At 53.9% G+C, this 14,616-nt stretch carries 11 protein-coding genes; 6 read left to right on the forward strand and 5 right to left on the reverse strand.

The features are described 5' to 3' along the window. The first annotated feature begins 336 nt into the window (after positions 1–336). Positions 337–3,081, forward strand: a complete 2,745-nt coding sequence (locus tag A3GO_RS0107670) for a PAS domain S-box protein (RefSeq protein WP_029132905.1) — start codon at positions 337–339, stop codon at positions 3,079–3,081. Here A3GO_RS0107670 and A3GO_RS0107675 read toward each other — a convergent pair. Beyond that, positions 3,048–3,641 (reverse strand): ANTAR domain-containing response regulator, encoded by a 594-nt coding sequence (locus A3GO_RS0107675; protein ID WP_037374955.1) that lies wholly within the window; start codon positions 3,639–3,641, stop codon positions 3,048–3,050. The genes A3GO_RS0107670 and A3GO_RS0107675 overlap by 34 nt on opposite strands. Before the next feature lie 612 nt (positions 3,642–4,253). On the opposite strand from A3GO_RS0107675, the gene A3GO_RS25275 reads away from it, so the two are divergent. The 3 genes from A3GO_RS25275 to A3GO_RS0107690 all read left to right on the forward strand — a co-directional run bounded on the left by A3GO_RS25275 (position 4,254) and on the right by A3GO_RS0107690 (position 9,399). After that, on the forward strand, positions 4,254–4,628 hold the full coding sequence (locus A3GO_RS25275) for a DUF3135 domain-containing protein (protein WP_051301955.1): 375 nt from the start codon (positions 4,254–4,256) through the stop codon (positions 4,626–4,628). A 13-nt stretch (positions 4,629–4,641) separates the two neighbouring features. Beyond that, a complete protein-coding gene (locus A3GO_RS25280; RefSeq protein ID WP_084609910.1) occupies positions 4,642–6,909 on the forward strand; it encodes a sensor domain-containing protein in 2,268 nt (755 codons plus the stop codon). 465 nt (positions 6,910–7,374) lie between these two features. Continuing rightward, positions 7,375–9,399 (forward strand): methyl-accepting chemotaxis protein, encoded by a 2,025-nt coding sequence (locus tag A3GO_RS0107690; protein ID WP_029132907.1) that lies wholly within the window; start codon positions 7,375–7,377, stop codon positions 9,397–9,399. Positions 9,400–9,472: 73 nt separating this feature from the next. On the opposite strand, the gene hspQ is transcribed toward A3GO_RS0107690, so the two are convergent. Together hspQ and A3GO_RS0107700 are read right to left on the reverse strand one after the other, a co-directional pair. Continuing rightward, on the reverse strand, positions 9,473–9,781 hold the full coding sequence (gene hspQ / locus A3GO_RS0107695; RefSeq protein ID WP_029132908.1) for a heat shock protein HspQ: 309 nt from the start codon (positions 9,779–9,781) through the stop codon (positions 9,473–9,475). Positions 9,782–9,868: 87 nt separating this feature from the next. Next, complete coding sequence (locus tag A3GO_RS0107700; protein ID WP_029132909.1) at positions 9,869–11,275, reverse strand: class II fumarate hydratase; 1,407 nt, start codon at positions 11,273–11,275, stop codon at positions 9,869–9,871. 267 nt (positions 11,276–11,542) lie between these two features. Here A3GO_RS0107700 and A3GO_RS0107705 point away from each other — a divergent pair, with 267 nt between their 5' ends. After that, positions 11,543–12,010: a 4-hydroxylaminobenzoate lyase gene (locus A3GO_RS0107705; RefSeq protein ID WP_029132910.1), complete on the forward strand. Its 468-nt coding sequence runs from the start codon at positions 11,543–11,545 to the stop codon at positions 12,008–12,010. Positions 12,011–12,066: 56 nt separating this feature from the next. Here the strand turns inward: A3GO_RS0107705 and A3GO_RS23050 are convergent, their stop codons facing one another. Then, complete coding sequence (locus A3GO_RS23050; RefSeq protein ID WP_051301958.1) at positions 12,067–12,573, reverse strand: hemerythrin domain-containing protein; 507 nt, start codon at positions 12,571–12,573, stop codon at positions 12,067–12,069. A 510-nt stretch (positions 12,574–13,083) separates the two neighbouring features. Between A3GO_RS23050 and A3GO_RS0107715 the strand changes: the two genes are divergently transcribed. Next, on the forward strand, positions 13,084–13,833 hold the full coding sequence (locus A3GO_RS0107715) for a ferredoxin--NADP reductase (protein WP_051301959.1): 750 nt from the start codon (positions 13,084–13,086) through the stop codon (positions 13,831–13,833). A 113-nt stretch (positions 13,834–13,946) separates the two neighbouring features. On the opposite strand, the gene A3GO_RS0107720 is transcribed toward A3GO_RS0107715, so the two are convergent. Continuing rightward, positions 13,947–14,615: a V-type ATP synthase subunit D gene (locus tag A3GO_RS0107720; protein ID WP_029132912.1), complete on the reverse strand. Its 669-nt coding sequence runs from the start codon at positions 14,613–14,615 to the stop codon at positions 13,947–13,949. Position 14,616 lies beyond the last annotated feature (1 nt).

The raw sequence follows: 14,616 nt of genomic DNA on the forward strand, positions 1-14,616 counted from the left end.
CAACCATGGGATATCAACAGTCGGTAGGTCGGATTAGCGCAGCGTAATCCGACAGGCAGGGGTCGATTGGCGGCCAGACTGTGTTAGGTCCGGGATGCGTTCGCAGGTCATCTATGCTGGGCATACCCCGATGTCGGGTTACGCCCTGACGGTCTAACCCGACCTACGATCTATTCAGTCAACCATGGGATCTCAAGAGGCCTGTCATACTGTTTTTACAGAAGCGAATCAGCCTCAAGCTGGTTGAAAAGTGTATGCATCTTCTTTACCTTGCAACGGATTTATCACAAAGCGCCAACAACATTCAGACAGGATCAGTCGTATGCAGGGGATCAGGTGAATAGTAGAGTCACAACGGATGATCTGCCGGATCGGCTGCGCATACTCACGCAGGCCACTCAGCAACTTCATGCGGGCATCGAATCTGATGAGGTTCTGCGTCTGCTGGTGCAGTTCGCGGTCGAACTGTCAGTGGCAGATGCCGGTGCGGCCGGCTTGCATCAGGACGGCGAAATATGCTTCAAGGCGATTTTAAACGACAACAACTGGCAGACGGTCGACAGGTGCTTTAGCCATGGAGAGGGGATTGCCGGGTGGCTGCTGGAGCAAACAGAGCTCTTCATTTGCCCCGGCTGTCAAGATGATCCGCGTGCCGCCTGGCAAAAACAGCAGGTGCCGGGAGTGAGGAGCCTGGTCGCTGTACCCATCATGGGTGGCCGGGAGGGAAGACTGCTGGGATGTCTCGAGCTCTACAACAAGCAGAGCGACACCGGGTTTAGTGCGCAGGCGATAGCCTTATTGCAGGCGTTGGTGGCCAGTGCCGCCGGTGCGTTGGAGAACCTTCGACGGCTTGAGGCCCATGTTGATAAGCAACGAGATATGGAGTCCTGCCTGGATCGGTTTATGCGCAGTCAGCAGTTTTCCGATATCGGTACCTGGGACTGGAATATACAGACCGGTGAACTCTACTGGAGTGAACGTATCGGGCCGCTGTTTGGTTATCCTCCCGGCGCCCTGGAGACCTCTTATGAAAATTTTCTGTCGGCGGTTCATCCGGATGACCGGCAAACGGTCATCGATGCAGTCAATGCCTGTATTGAACGGAGTGAACCCTATGAGGTTGAACACCGCGTAGTCTGGCCCGACGGTACCGTCCGCTGGGTTTTGGAGCGTGGCGATGTATCGCGTGATGCGGCCGGTTTGCCGCTGCGCATGCTCGGAGTTGTGAAGGATGTTACGCGGCGCAAGAGGGCGGAGGCGTCCCTGCGAGAACAGCGCGATTTTGCCGAAGTGGTGATTGAGACCGCGCAATCGATCGTCCTGGTGCTGGATACCAGTGGACGTATTGTCCTGTTCAATCCCTATCTGGAGGAGATCAGCGGCTATTCACTGGAAGAGGTCAAGGGACAAGACTGGTTTAAATGCTTTCTGCCGCTGAGCAAAGCCATAAAGTTCAGTGAACTTTACCAGGAGGGGATTGAAAATATTCTGTTGCGGGGGAAGGTTGGTCCCATCTTTACCAAGAGTGGTGAATTCCGTGAGATTGAGTGGTACTACAAGACCCTGAAGGATCAGCAAGGCAAGGTGATTGGTCTGTTGGCAACCGGACAGGACATTACCCATCGACGGGAAACGGAGTATGCGCTGCGTGAGAGTGAAGCGCGCTTTCGTGGGTTGGTGGAGAGCACCAGCGACTGGATCTGGGAAGTCGACCAGCAGGGCCTGTATACCTATGTCAGCCCGCAGGTGGAAAGCATGCTGGGCTATTCGCCTGATTCGCTGATCGGGAAAAGTCCGTTTGATCTGATGCCGCCCTCCGAGCGCAGCCGTGTGCAAATGGAATTCTTTTCTCACGTTAAAAATCAGCAGCCGATCAGTCGCCTGGTCAATGCCAACACCCATGTTTCAGGCAGGGAGGTTATCCTGGAGACCAGTGGTGTGCCTTTTTATGATTCCTATGGGCGTTTTGGTGGCTATCGTGGTATTGACCGCGACATCTCGGATCGCATAGCGGCAGAACGGGCATTGAAGGTGCAAACCCTGCGTAACCGACTGATCCTGGAAAACAGTCATGACGGGTTGGTGATTCTGAATCTGGATGGTTCGATACGTGAAGTGAATGATGCTTACTGCAGGATGCTGGGTTATGACCGAAATGTCCTTGTAGGAAAGAGACTAAGTGATCTGAAAGTACCCGGATATGCTCCGGAAGTAGCGGCACGTATCAAAAAAATAATGGAATACGGATACGACCATTTTGAATCGAGTCATCGATGCCATGATGGGCGTGTGATCGATCTGGATATCAGCGCCACCCTCGCAAAAATCGGTGAGGATCAGTTTATCTTTTCATTTGTCCGGGACATTACGGAGCGCAGACTGAAAGAGCAGATGCGGCTTCAGGAGGTACAGGCGCAGCGCGATACCCTGGTGAAAGAGGTTCATCATCGGATCAAAAATCATCTGCAGGGTATTATCAATCTGCTGCGCAACCATATTCAGGATAAACCGGAACTGGTCGAAGCAATGGAGTCGGCCATTAGCCAGGTGGAGTCGATAGCACTGGTGCATGGCCTGCAAAGTCGGCTAAGTCAAGGGATGGTCGAATTGGCGGACCTGCTGAAAATGATTTGCAAGGCAGTCGGTCACCCAACATCTGCCGGGATTCAACTGGAGATCGATTGCCCGACGACAGATGTAGTCATCAGGCCAAATGACGCAGTGCCGCTGGCGCTGATTATCAATGAGTTGTTGCAGAATGCGGTGAAGCACAGTGGCCTGACAGGTGCGTCCTCGTCTGCGATAACAGCCAAGCTCCTCACGGATGATGAAAATGTGATTCTGCTGGTGAGTAACCCCAGTGCGGTAGCGCTGCCGGTGAATTTTAATCTACAAGAGGGGCTGGGACTGGGTACCGGCCTGACGCTGGCAAGGGATCTGTTGCCACATCAGGGAGCGGAGCTTTCCCTGACATTTAAGGAGGGCCGGGTTATTGCCCGATTGATTCTGCAGACCCCGGTGGTCAGTCTGGAACGGAAACGGCTCGCTCAGGATTTTTCTGTGCCGAACCGGTTAATGTAATCAGTGGCGTCCAGTATCTCACGGGCTATCTCCTTCACCTTGCGGCGTTCAGATCGAGCCTGATCACGAATCAGATCGAATGCCTTTTGCCGGTCAATCCGGTGCCGCTCGGAGATGATGCCGACGGCAAAGTTCACCACATTTGCCGTGTCCAGCGCCCGGTTCAGTCGCCCCTCGGTAGCCTGCAGTCTCTGCAGATCATTGGCCCGCTTAAGGGCCGTCTCGATAGTCGGTATCGCCTTGGCAACATCGATGGGCTTCACCAGATAACCCAGGGCGCCCTGTTCCAGTGCGTCGTGAAGCGTCTCCTGATCGTCGTAAGCGGACAGATGCACGACAGGCACGCCCAGTTCATTAAGGTGCTTTGATACATCGATACCCGAGAGCCCCGGCATGCGGATGTCCAGGATGACCAGGTCCGGATAGTCCTTGACGACCATTTCCACGGCCTCTTCTCCGGTTGCCGCTACCAGCACGGTGTAGCCGGCATCGCGCAACCCCCGGCCGAATGTCGCGAGCACCAGTGCATCATCATCAACCAGAAGCAGTTTCTTCGTCATCAGATACTCTCTCAAGTACTACTTTAAAGTCACTATCGTCTTGCAGATTTCCTGCAAGAGATGGATCGGCGTTAATCCGGCACGCTCGTTTCTGGATATTCATAGATGATCATTTGGCCGTGATCTTTTATGGAGTTTTATGATTCAGGAATCCAGTTGATGTGGCAGCAAGCTGCGCACCCTAGTGTATCTTCAAGTTAACAGTCAATGGTTTGAAAAAACATTGCCTTATATCAATTTTTACAAATAGTCACTAACTTCCATCGAAAGCGCTCGACCTAAGGCATCTTTTTGCTGTAATAAAACTGTAATATAACCAGGCACTTTTTATTTGTGCCGTATGGTGTTATAAAGTTTGCTAGACACTGTTTCATAGATCAATAAATTAGCTATTTAAGAATGCTGAGCGGCTATTCAAGCATTGCCGGACTCAGCAGGATTTGAAAGTCAGGCCCTTCCCCCGCCTTCAAAAAAATATACGCATTTTAAGATTCGATAGTCAGGCCGTTGATTGCCTTTCTATTGTTAAGGTTTCCTGCGGTCCTCTTTGCTGTCGAGCAACAAAGTGGGTCATGGGTGGCGTACGTTATGCATTTGGGTGGGGTGTAAAACATGTATACCAGCTTTGAGGGGTTTGATTTTGATGAGTGGGTGACCCTGGCAAAAGGTGACCCGGAGGCCTTTGAGAAGCGTCGCGCCAAATGGCTGGAGGCAGCAATTCAGCGGACTCCGGACCACAACAAGGATCGACTGCTGGGATTACAGTTCCAGATCGACATGATCAGACAAAAGAACCGGCATCCACTGGGTGCTTGCATGAAACTGAGCAGTATGATGCTTGAAAACTGGCTCGGTGAACTGCCCTCTGCAGTAGATGCAATCGAAGTAAAAAATGAGTCACCTGCCAAGGCTGAAGTAGTAGATTTGCACCATTTCATGCATTCCAAAAATAAACAAACAAGCCGGAGAGGTGGCGGTGAGTCATGATGAGCTCACATGCATGAAGAATAATCTGATGCTTTGTAGATCGGGAGAACTGCAAGAAGTGTCGGAGGCAAGTCCGAGAGCTCTCTACCTGGAGAGTATTCTCAACGCATCAGGGATAATGGCGATTATTGCCACGGATCTCGATTTCGCCATCAACTACTACAACCCATCCGCACAAAACCTGTTTGACTTCAAAGCGTCCGAACTGGAAGGGAAACGGTTCAACGAAATTCCCGCCTTGGGACTGACCGATGCCAAACGGCTCAAGGAGATGGTGGATACGGTCGGGAATGCCGAAGAGTACTACTATTCCCTGAAGCGTATTGTCCAGGGTGAGTGCCGGCTGATTGAGAGTGTCATATCCGGTATCTATGACAATCAGCGGCGGTTGATTGGCTATATTCTGAATGCCCGGGATGTCACCAGCCGTCAGGTGCAGCAGGAACGGATTACCCGAAAGGTCGCGGAAGAGCAGTGCCTGGGGATGCTGTTACGCCTCTCCCTGGATCGGATGGATGTCGACAGATTTCTGCAACAGTCACTTGAATCACTCCTCACATCGATACCCTGGCTGAATCTGCTACCTAAAGGGGCGATCTTTCTGGCTGAACAACAGCAGCAGCAAGAGACCCTTCGGCTGGTAGCCAACTATCGGCTGGCGGATGCCGTGGCAGAGTCCTGCAAACAGATATCTATTGGTTACTGTGTCTGCGGTCGAGCGGCGGCCCAGAGAGAGCTGCTCTATATCGCCGATAGCGACGATAACCGGCACGATGTCAGATACCCCGGCATGGAGCCGCATGGGCACTATTCAGTTCCGCTGCTGTTGAGTAATAAGATTCTCGGCGTGCTGACGCTCTATCTGCCACCGGGGCATCAGGAGAAAGAGAGTGACAAGGCCTTCCTGAAACGTGTTGCCGATGTGCTGAGCATGGGGATCTCTAAACGACGGGCGGAGACTGCCCTGGAATACGAGGCACAGTATGATGGCCTGACCACACTGCCCAACCGCAACCAGATAATTTTTCATATTGACCGGGCTCTTGCCAGGGCCCGACGTCATGGCCATATCGGTGCGGTGATGTTTATCGACCTGGACCATTTCAAGAACATCAATGACTCCCTGGGACACAATATTGGTGACGAGGTCTTGCGGCAGGTCTCCAGGCGTCTGGTTACCACCCTGCGCCAGGAGGATGTGGTCGCACGCCTGGGTGGTGATGAGTTTGTAGTGCTGCTCTCGGAAGAGGGTTGTCATCCCAGAGATGTGGCGCGACAGGCTCAACTGGTAGCGGAAAAGATACGTGATTCACTCTCCCTAACATACAACGTCGGCGGTTATTCACTGAATGTCACGCCAAGTATCGGCGTGGCCCTGTTTCCGGACAACAACGAAACCACCACCCAGGTGCTGCAACAGGCCGATACGGCAATGTACCGGGCGAAAGCGGAGGGGCGAAATTGTATTCGTTTCTTCCTGCCGGTCATGCAGATGCTGGCCAATGAACGGTTGGCGGTCGAGCAAGACCTGCGCTGGGCTCTGGATGAGCGAAAACTGCAGCTCCACTACCAGCCCCAGGTGGACGCCGCGGGGCGCATGGTCGGTGCCGAGGTGCTGTTGCGCTGTCCGGGACAGAAGGGGACCTTTAATCGCATTGACCTCTGTATTGATGTGGCCGAAACGACCGGCCTGATACTACCCATTGGTGAGTGGATTTTACGCGAAGCGTGCCAGAACCTGAAACGCTGGTCGGACAGCGGGATTGCCGGATCGTTGCGCCATCTCTGTATTAACATCAGTCCAAAACAGTTTCTGCAGGGCGACTTTGTTCCGCTGGTTCAGCGGGTGATTGAGCAAACCGGCGTTGATGCCCAACGTCTGGTACTTGAGATCACCGAGAGCACATTAATCGATGCTAAAGCAGATGCCATAGTGACCATGCAGGCACTGAAAGAGATTGGAATTCGTGTTGCCATGGATGATTTTGGTACCGGCTATTCATCGCTCTCCTATCTCACCCAGCTTCCCCTGGGTATCCTCAAGATTGACCGCTCTTTTGTCTCGGGTATCAGTCTTGACCATAAAAATGCAGCAATTGTGGAAGCATTAATGACCATGGCCCGCCAACTTCACCTGTATGTGATTGCCGAGGGCGTTGAAACCAGTGACGATCTCGAATTCCTGGTTCAGAAGGGGTGTGAATATTTTCAGGGATTCCATTTCAGCCGGCCACAATCTGTCTCGGAATTTAACACCTACCTCGGACAACAATCCCGCTGATCGCCTTGGTGTCTCCACTGTGTCGCACCAATACAAATGGTCCTGTCTCCTGAAATAAATTTGATAAAGCTTTTCCAGGGCTTGCCGATATGATTGCCAGTGACAGATGCATCGCCAGATATCATGGTACCCATGTTTCTGTTATCAGTATCACCCTTCCCCTTGTGATACTGACCGGTTGCTGAACGGAGTATGAATCCGGCCATCAATTGGAAAGCAATAAGTTCACACCATTTTCAGGCCCTTCCCCTGCCTTGTGATAGCGCATGGCTATCTCAGCGATTGTCGTTCCTGTTTTTACGGGATCGCGTGTGGCGGTGGGTATCTCCCGGGCCTGCGTATCTCCTGAAGAGACAGATCTGGCACATTGAGGATATCGGCCCGTTGATCGGTGGCTGATCCAGCAGACAGGCATTTGTACATGAATAAAAAGAACTGTGACGAAACCAAAATGGAGATTGCGAGATGAAAGGTATTCTACTTCCAGCCATGTATCTGATGGAGCGGCTACGCTATCCGCTCAAGTTCGGGCTGATATTTCTGGTTGTCCTGGTGCCCCTTGTGGTGCTCTCTATCAATCTGATTTCCCAGATTAACGAGGGAGTTGAGATTGTCGAGCATGAGCGACAGGGGCTGGCTTATATCAAGGCTGTTCGTCAACCGATTGAGCAGATACAACAGCATCGCGGCATGACCAGCGCCTTTCTGGCTGGTGCGGATAATTTCCGCGACCGTATCATGAGCAAGCGTGTCGAGGTGGACCAAAAGATGGCCGCCTTGCTGGCGATGGATAAGGAGCTGGGGGCTGCGCTGGGTACCCAGGGTAAACTCAGCCTGCTGATACAGAAGTGGGAGAGCATCAAGGCCTCTTCCATGAATCAGGATGCGGCCGTTGCAATCAAGGCACATACTGAACTGCTGGCCGACATGATCGGATTGATGAGTCGCATCGCGGATGCCTCGGATATTACCCTGGACCCGAAACTGGACACCTATTACCTCGGTGACGCGGTGGTAAACAATCTGATTAATCTGACAGAGAATATGGGTCAGGCCAGGGCGGTGGGTTCCGGTGTGGCGGCGCAGGGAATGCATACCCAGCAATCATTTGTCAGGCTCTCCGTGCTGGCAAACAGTATCACGGCCTATGCGAAGCGCTCCGACGCGGGACTGGATGCCGCGATTAACGCCAACAAGACCATTGGCGAGAAACTGAGTGTGGCGGTCGCTTCAAACAGTCGGGCCATTGCCGAGATGCAGTCGCTCCTGGATAAGGTGCTGCAGGATTCGGATCGAATCACTGTCGATGAAAAAACCGTATTTGATACGGCGACCGTGGCAATTTCCGGTTCTTACCAGCTCTATGATGCGATTGCCACTGAGTTGGACAGGCTGTTTGTTGAACGTATTGCAGCTGAAACCACAGTCAAGAATGTAACACTGGCAATTGTGACTGCGGTATTGGCACTGGTGATCTATCTGTTTGCCGGCCTCTACTACTCGGTTGTTGGGAGTATTAATCAAATCGGAGAGGCAACCCGCCAGATGGCCCAGGGTGATCTGAATACCCGTTTGACTCTGAATACACGGGATGAACTGCAGCGGGTGGCCACTGATTTCAATGACATGGGCTCGGCGTTCAAGGATGTGGTGATGCAAATTGCCCAGGCCACCGCCCAACTCGCCACCATGGCAGAACAGACCTCGGTGGTTACCGAACAGACCAACCAGGCGCTGCAGACCCAGTTGAGTGAGACCACCCAGGTGGCCACGGCAATGAATGAGATGAGTGCCACGGTGCAGGAGGTGGCCTCCAGCACCGGCAGGACTTCCCAGGCGGCCAATGAGGTAAACAGCCAGGCGTCGGAAGGGCAGCGGGCGATGCAGGATACCATTGCCCAGATCCAGCAACTCTCGGAAACCGTGGAGGGTGCCGGTTCGGTTATTCAGCAGCTGGAGCAGCACAGTGTGGAGATCGGCAGTATCCTGGATGTCATCAAGGGGATCGCCGAGCAGACCAATCTGTTGGCATTGAATGCCGCCATCGAAGCGGCCCGCGCTGGAGAGCAGGGCAGAGGATTTGCGGTTGTGGCAGATGAGGTGCGCAATCTGGCGAGCAAGACCCAGGTCTCAACGGAAGAGATCAACCAGATGATTGAGAAGTTACAGTCCGGTTCAGCTCAGGCAGTGGCGGCGGTGAACAGCAGTCAGAAGCTGGCCCGCTCGGCCGTGGAACAGGCTTCCAAAACAGGCGATGCACTCACCAATATCAGCAGTTCGATCGAGCGGGTCAATGATATGAGTACCCAGATTGCCAGTGCCGCTGAGGAACAGAGCGCGGTGACAGAAGAGATCAACCGGAATATCGTGCAGATTAACGAGATGACTGAACAGACGGCGGTTGGCGCCAAACAGACATCGGCCGCCAATAGTGATCAGACCCGCCTGGCGGCGGAACTGCAGGGATTGGTGGGACGCTTTAAGGTCTAGGAGCCTGTCGGGTAGCCTGGGTCAGCGCCGGAAACGAAGTGATTCGTTTCCGGCGCTGACGTATGAGGCCTGGTTAGTTCGGTTGACCGGCTACGTAGCGGTCACCGTTAAAGCTTCTGAATACCCTGGCAATGTCGGGATGTTCGATCGGTTCATGTAGCTCATCCGGTTCCAGGTTGCACTGGGCGACATAGGTTTCAACATCAGAACCATCCACCAGCACCCGGTACCAGGGTTCATCTTTCGGGGGGCGGCTTTTTGCCATCCGCTCATACCATTCATCGGTCAGCAGGAATTCAGCGTCCACGTCATAGATTACTCCGCGGTAACCAAACAGCCTATGTTGAACCAGTTGTCCGACGTTCCATTTTGCATATTTCATTCTGATCTCCCCGACATGGCAGGCATGCGGATAGTCCTGTGTTAACTCTTAAGACCCCGTCGGCGTCCATTCTGTTTCATGATTTTGTCATCTTTTGGTCTTATCACCTTCGTGAATGCCGCCCCGGGTGAGCAGAGCAGGGTCCAGCAGCCGCTTCAGTTCCGCACGGCTGAGGCTGGTCTGCTCCTCGGCGACATCCACTACCGTACGTCCTTCCCGGTAGGCCTGCTTGCAGATCTCAGCCGCCTTCAGATAACCGACTATCGGATTGAGGGCGGTAACCAGAATTGGGTTCATAGCGAGACGTTGCTGCAATTTCTCCTCGTGGACCTTGAATCCCTCAATCGCTTTTTCCGCCAGCAGGCTGGATGCGTTGGCGAGCAGTTCAATGCTCTGCAGCAGGTTGTAGGCAATCAGGGGCAGCATGGTATTGAGCTGAAAGCTGCCTGACTGACCCGCCATGGCAATCGTGGCGTCATTGCCAACCACCTGTGCCGAGACCATCATAACCGCCTCGGGAATAACCGGATTGATCTTTCCCGGCATGATACTGGATCCCGGTTGCAGGGCGGTCAGTTCAATTTCGCCCAGTCCGGCAATCGGGCCGCTGTTCATCCAGCGCAGGTCATTGGCGATCTTGTGCAGGCTGATGGCCGTGACCCGCAGTTGTCCCGAGAGCTCGACCGCGCTGTCCTGACTGCTCAGCCCCTCCATGAGCGATGGCTTGGGGGTGAGAGACAGGCCGGTGTCACCGCCCAGCCTCTGGATGATGCGTCGGGAAAACTCAGGGTGGGCGTTGATCCCGGTGCCCACCGCTGTTCCCCCCAGTGGCAGTTGTTGAATCCGCCGCCGACACTCCTGTACACGGTCGATGTCGTGATCGATCTGACTGGCCCAAGCGGTAAGCTCCTGGCCCATGGTGATTGGCATGGCATCCATCAGGTGGGTACGTCCGGTCTTGCAGACGGATTCCAGTACATGGGCGCGCTGCTTTATGGTGTCAGACAATTGCCGCAGGGCGGGCACCAGTTGCTGCTCCAGGGCGAGGGCTGCACTCAGGTGGATCATGCCGGGAATGACATCGTTACTGCTCTGGCACATGTTGACATGATCGTTCGGGTGGACCACCGTGCCGCCCTGCTGACCGGCAAGCGTGGCGATGACTTCATTCAGGTTCATATTACTGCTGGTTCCCGACCCGGTCTGGAACACATCAACCGGAAACTGATCCATGGGTATGGCCTCAAGCAATCGGTTGGTGGCCTTGTTGATGGCTTCGGCAACAGTTGGCGCGAGCAGTCCCAGTTCCCGGTTGGTCTCCGCAGCCGCCCGCTTGATTAGCAATCCAGCCTGGATAAAACGCCGCGGCAGGCGGATACCACTGACAGGGAAATTGTCTACGGCCCGCTGGGTCTGGGCGCCATACAGGGCAGCGGCAGGCACTTTCAGCTCGCCCATGCTGTCTTTTTCGATGCGATAGTCTGATTCTGTCACCCTTCTGCTCCTGGCTGTTAACTCACTGACTGGGTAAGCCGCTACCTGTCTACACTATAGTATGAACCCTATTGCTGAAAAATCTGGTACAGCCACCGGAGGGGGGGGGCTGATGCAATCCGCCGTAAATTTAATCTGAACGAACTGCCCAACTGTTTTGATTGGAAGATAGGATGAAACATTACCTTCGTGATCACCGGCTGACTTTAATATTCAATCCAAACCGGCTATTCTCGAGCCCATTGACCACCAGCACAGGATTGACAGATGAACGTAGAACAGTTTCAGCAGTTGTTAAAACCGATCACCGACCTGGTTTCCGGAATGCCGGTCGACAAGAACCTTGAGACCGCACTGGAGGAGAGGTTTCCCGCTGGAAGCGAGCTGTTTGATGCTGTCGACAAGGCCTGTCACGAGGCGATTGCCGCCGGCTGGATGTGCGCCCAGGGCGGTGAGGGAAGACGCTTCGGCAGAGTAATCGAGGCCTCGGATGACACCGGACGCCTGAGTGTCGATGTGGTCGATCTGATCGATATTGCCGGCCCTCATCATCGCCACCCGCTGGGAGAAATCTGTATGGTATTGCCAGTGACGGAAGGTGCACTGTTCGATGGCAGGCCACGCGGCTGGTGTGTCTATGGACCGGACTCCCAGCACCGGCCCACCGTGTCCCATGGCCAGGCGCTGGTTCTCTATCTGTTGCCCGAGGGCCAGATTGAGTTCACCCGCAGTTGAAGCGATACGGGAATATGGGTTGGCCGGCTGGTCCCGATGGGGTCAGCCGAACACCGTCAGGTGGTTTCGCGGGGAATATCGTAGAGCGGATATAAATCTTCTTCCTCGGTCTTGATGCGGGCAGCCAGGGCGCCGCCGATCTGTTCCAGTTCACCGAGGAACTGTGTCTCCATCCCTTCATCCCAGGGCCAGACATCGTAGTGATCAATAAATTGATTCACCGCCTTACCGATGTGGCGCATGTCGGTGCGCATTTTCTTCACGACCTTGTACTGTTCACTGTTGCTTTCCAGACAATGCGTCAGGTAGACATAGAGTTTTACGTTTTCTAGCAGGATGTGCTGGTGGAACAGGGTCTTGAAGTGATTGAGTTCTGTGCGTACTTCACTGAAGTGTTGGGCCCGGGCGCTTTTCTCCACCTGCATGTAGTGCATCAATAGCGTCTTGTGGTCTTCCTTCAGGTCGGCAATCAGATCGGCATCGTAAGAGATGGTGGTATCCGGTGCGGTTACTTCCTTGGCGGGTTCTAACGGCTTCCGCTTTCTCTTGAAAAAACTGAACATGTTTCCACCTGGCTATGCGTACGGGATTTGGCGAACCGTCATCCCTGACCCAAAGTCAGAAGAGTTTATACCACAGGTCGCCGGTACTGGGGATGGGGGGATTTTTAACCGTGCCGAGCATAAGCGTATTTGTGTGACCAGCATCAGATATTGGTAGTTCCGGCCGATTGGCGTGGATTAAGCGAAGCACTAATCCGTTGACAGTTGTGTGAGTTGCCGTTCGTTGCCAATCAGATCCGCCAATCACACTCCTGATCTGAGAAACACCCTTCCCTGGTAGAGTGCTGCTCGGTGCAGCGTACAAGTGCACAGATATAGATCAGTACTCGAATAGTGTAATCTGTAAATGTAGTTAGACGCATATTTGGAATTTGTATATAAGATGCATTTAATATATTGATATTCCGTCAGGTGCGTGATATATAAAATATGTATTTGAAATATTTTTTTAGCAGGCTGTCGATACTGTCCTGTTAAGCAGCGTGATGTGTCGACAGGAGGAGTGTTGAAATGGTCAGTCCCAGACATCCGGTGATTCTTAAAGAGAAGCGGGAACTTGCACCCAATACGCTTGAGCTGACCTATGTGCGTGAGGATGAGGCGGCGATCAGTTATCTTCCGGGACAGTTTTTTTCCATCGATTTCAAGCACCAGGGAGAGGAGAAGAGTCGCAGCTACAGTGCTGCCGGGCGGGTAGCCGATCTGAAAAACAACCGGGAATTCCGCTTTGCCATTACGGCCGTGTCCAACGGAGCTGCCTCGAACTACTTTTTTAATGCCAATCCGGGTGACCGGGCGAAAATGAGCGGCCCGTTTGGTGCCCTGGTGCTACCGCGCGTGGACCCGGTCCGATATCTCCTGATTGGCACCGGCACCGGCGTGGCGCCCTATCGGGCGATGCTGCCCGAGCTGGAACGGCGCATGTCGCAGAATCCGGATTTGCGGGTGGAACTGGTGATGGGCGTCAGAAACCCGCAAGAGCTGATTTACGGGACTGAATTCGCCACGCTGGCCAAGGATTATCCGGGCTTCAGCTTTCACGCCTGCTACAGTCGTCGGATGCCCGAGACACCCCAGGACCATGAGCACGACGGGCGGGTGAACTGCCTGTTTGAGCAACTGGATGTCGATCCACAGCGGGATATGGCGTATCTGTGCGGTAATCCGGATATGGTGGACGAGTCGGCAGCCTGGTTCATGGAGCGGGAATTCTCGGCGAAAAACCTGAAGCGGGAAAAGTACAAGTTCTCGACCTTCTGATCGACCAAGGGAGTCAACCAACAAGCAGCGTTGTAGCGATGCTCTTGCAAGAGTTGCTTTAGCTTCGACCCGCGCCCGTCGGTGGGGGCAATTTCGCGGCGAGGGCACCGCATCTACCGGTAGGGTTGACCACCCTCCTGGCCGCTGTCACTGCTTTTTTCATCCTCCTTTCCACGCAACAGCTTGATCTGGAACAGCACGTTGCGCTCCTCCTCCTCCAGGACCGACTCGATGTAACGGATGGTGTCCCGATAGCGCGGGATGATGTTGTACTTCAGCGCATTGACTCGTTTCTGTGCCTTGCGCTGCTCGGCCATGAGGCGGCTCAGGGCCATCTCGGATTCACCCAAACGGGTCAGCAGCAGGGCGGTGTTGGTCAGCTCCTTGCGTGTCTCGTCAAAACTGGTATCGGTACCCAGCAGCCCAACCGGCTCCATGGGTAATCGTTCCGTGGAGATGGCGGGGTATTCGACACCCATGCTGCGTTTGGGAATGATGTTGATTTGTAGTGTGGGGGCAATACCCAGTCCCGCTTGCTGCAGGGCGCGGCTGCCCATGCGCAGGTGAGCCATGCCCAGCCAGTGGTAAGCGGATTTGATGGCGGCATGGGTCTTTGATCGCAGCTGTTGGTACTCACCGACCCGCTCATACACCAGTCGTGTCAGCAGCTCCCGTTTCCGTTCCAGCAGGGCGTGACCATCCTCCAGGAAGCGGGTCTGCTTTCTCAGTTCAAGCAGGGTGTTCTTGGTCGGTGGAACCTTGATCAGCTGGTGGCGGCTCATA

The sequence above is a fragment of the Sedimenticola selenatireducens DSM 17993 genome (assembly GCF_000428045.1).
Lineage (GTDB): Bacteria > Pseudomonadota > Gammaproteobacteria > Chromatiales > Chromatiaceae > Sedimenticola > Sedimenticola selenatireducens.

What these genes read in the sequence shown, in the direction of transcription:
- A3GO_RS0107720 (WP_029132912.1), bottom strand. Translation starts at nt 14,615, where the DNA reads ATGAGCCGCCACCAGCTGATCAAGGTTCCACCGACCAAGAACACCCTG.
- A3GO_RS0107715 (WP_051301959.1), top strand. Translation starts at nt 13,084, where the DNA reads ATGGTCAGTCCCAGACATCCGGTGATTCTTAAAGAGAAGCGGGAACTT.
- A3GO_RS23050 (WP_051301958.1), bottom strand. Translation starts at nt 12,573, where the DNA reads ATGTTCAGTTTTTTCAAGAGAAAGCGGAAGCCGTTAGAACCCGCCAAG.
- hspQ (WP_029132908.1), bottom strand. Translation starts at nt 9,781, where the DNA reads ATGAAATATGCAAAATGGAACGTCGGACAACTGGTTCAACATAGGCTG.
- A3GO_RS25280 (WP_084609910.1), top strand. Translation starts at nt 4,642, where the DNA reads ATGAAGAATAATCTGATGCTTTGTAGATCGGGAGAACTGCAAGAAGTG.
- A3GO_RS0107705 (WP_029132910.1), top strand. Translation starts at nt 11,543, where the DNA reads ATGAACGTAGAACAGTTTCAGCAGTTGTTAAAACCGATCACCGACCTG.
- A3GO_RS0107675 (WP_037374955.1), bottom strand. Translation starts at nt 3,641, where the DNA reads ATGACGAAGAAACTGCTTCTGGTTGATGATGATGCACTGGTGCTCGCG.
- A3GO_RS25275 (WP_051301955.1), top strand. Translation starts at nt 4,254, where the DNA reads ATGTATACCAGCTTTGAGGGGTTTGATTTTGATGAGTGGGTGACCCTG.
- A3GO_RS0107690 (WP_029132907.1), top strand. Translation starts at nt 7,375, where the DNA reads ATGAAAGGTATTCTACTTCCAGCCATGTATCTGATGGAGCGGCTACGC.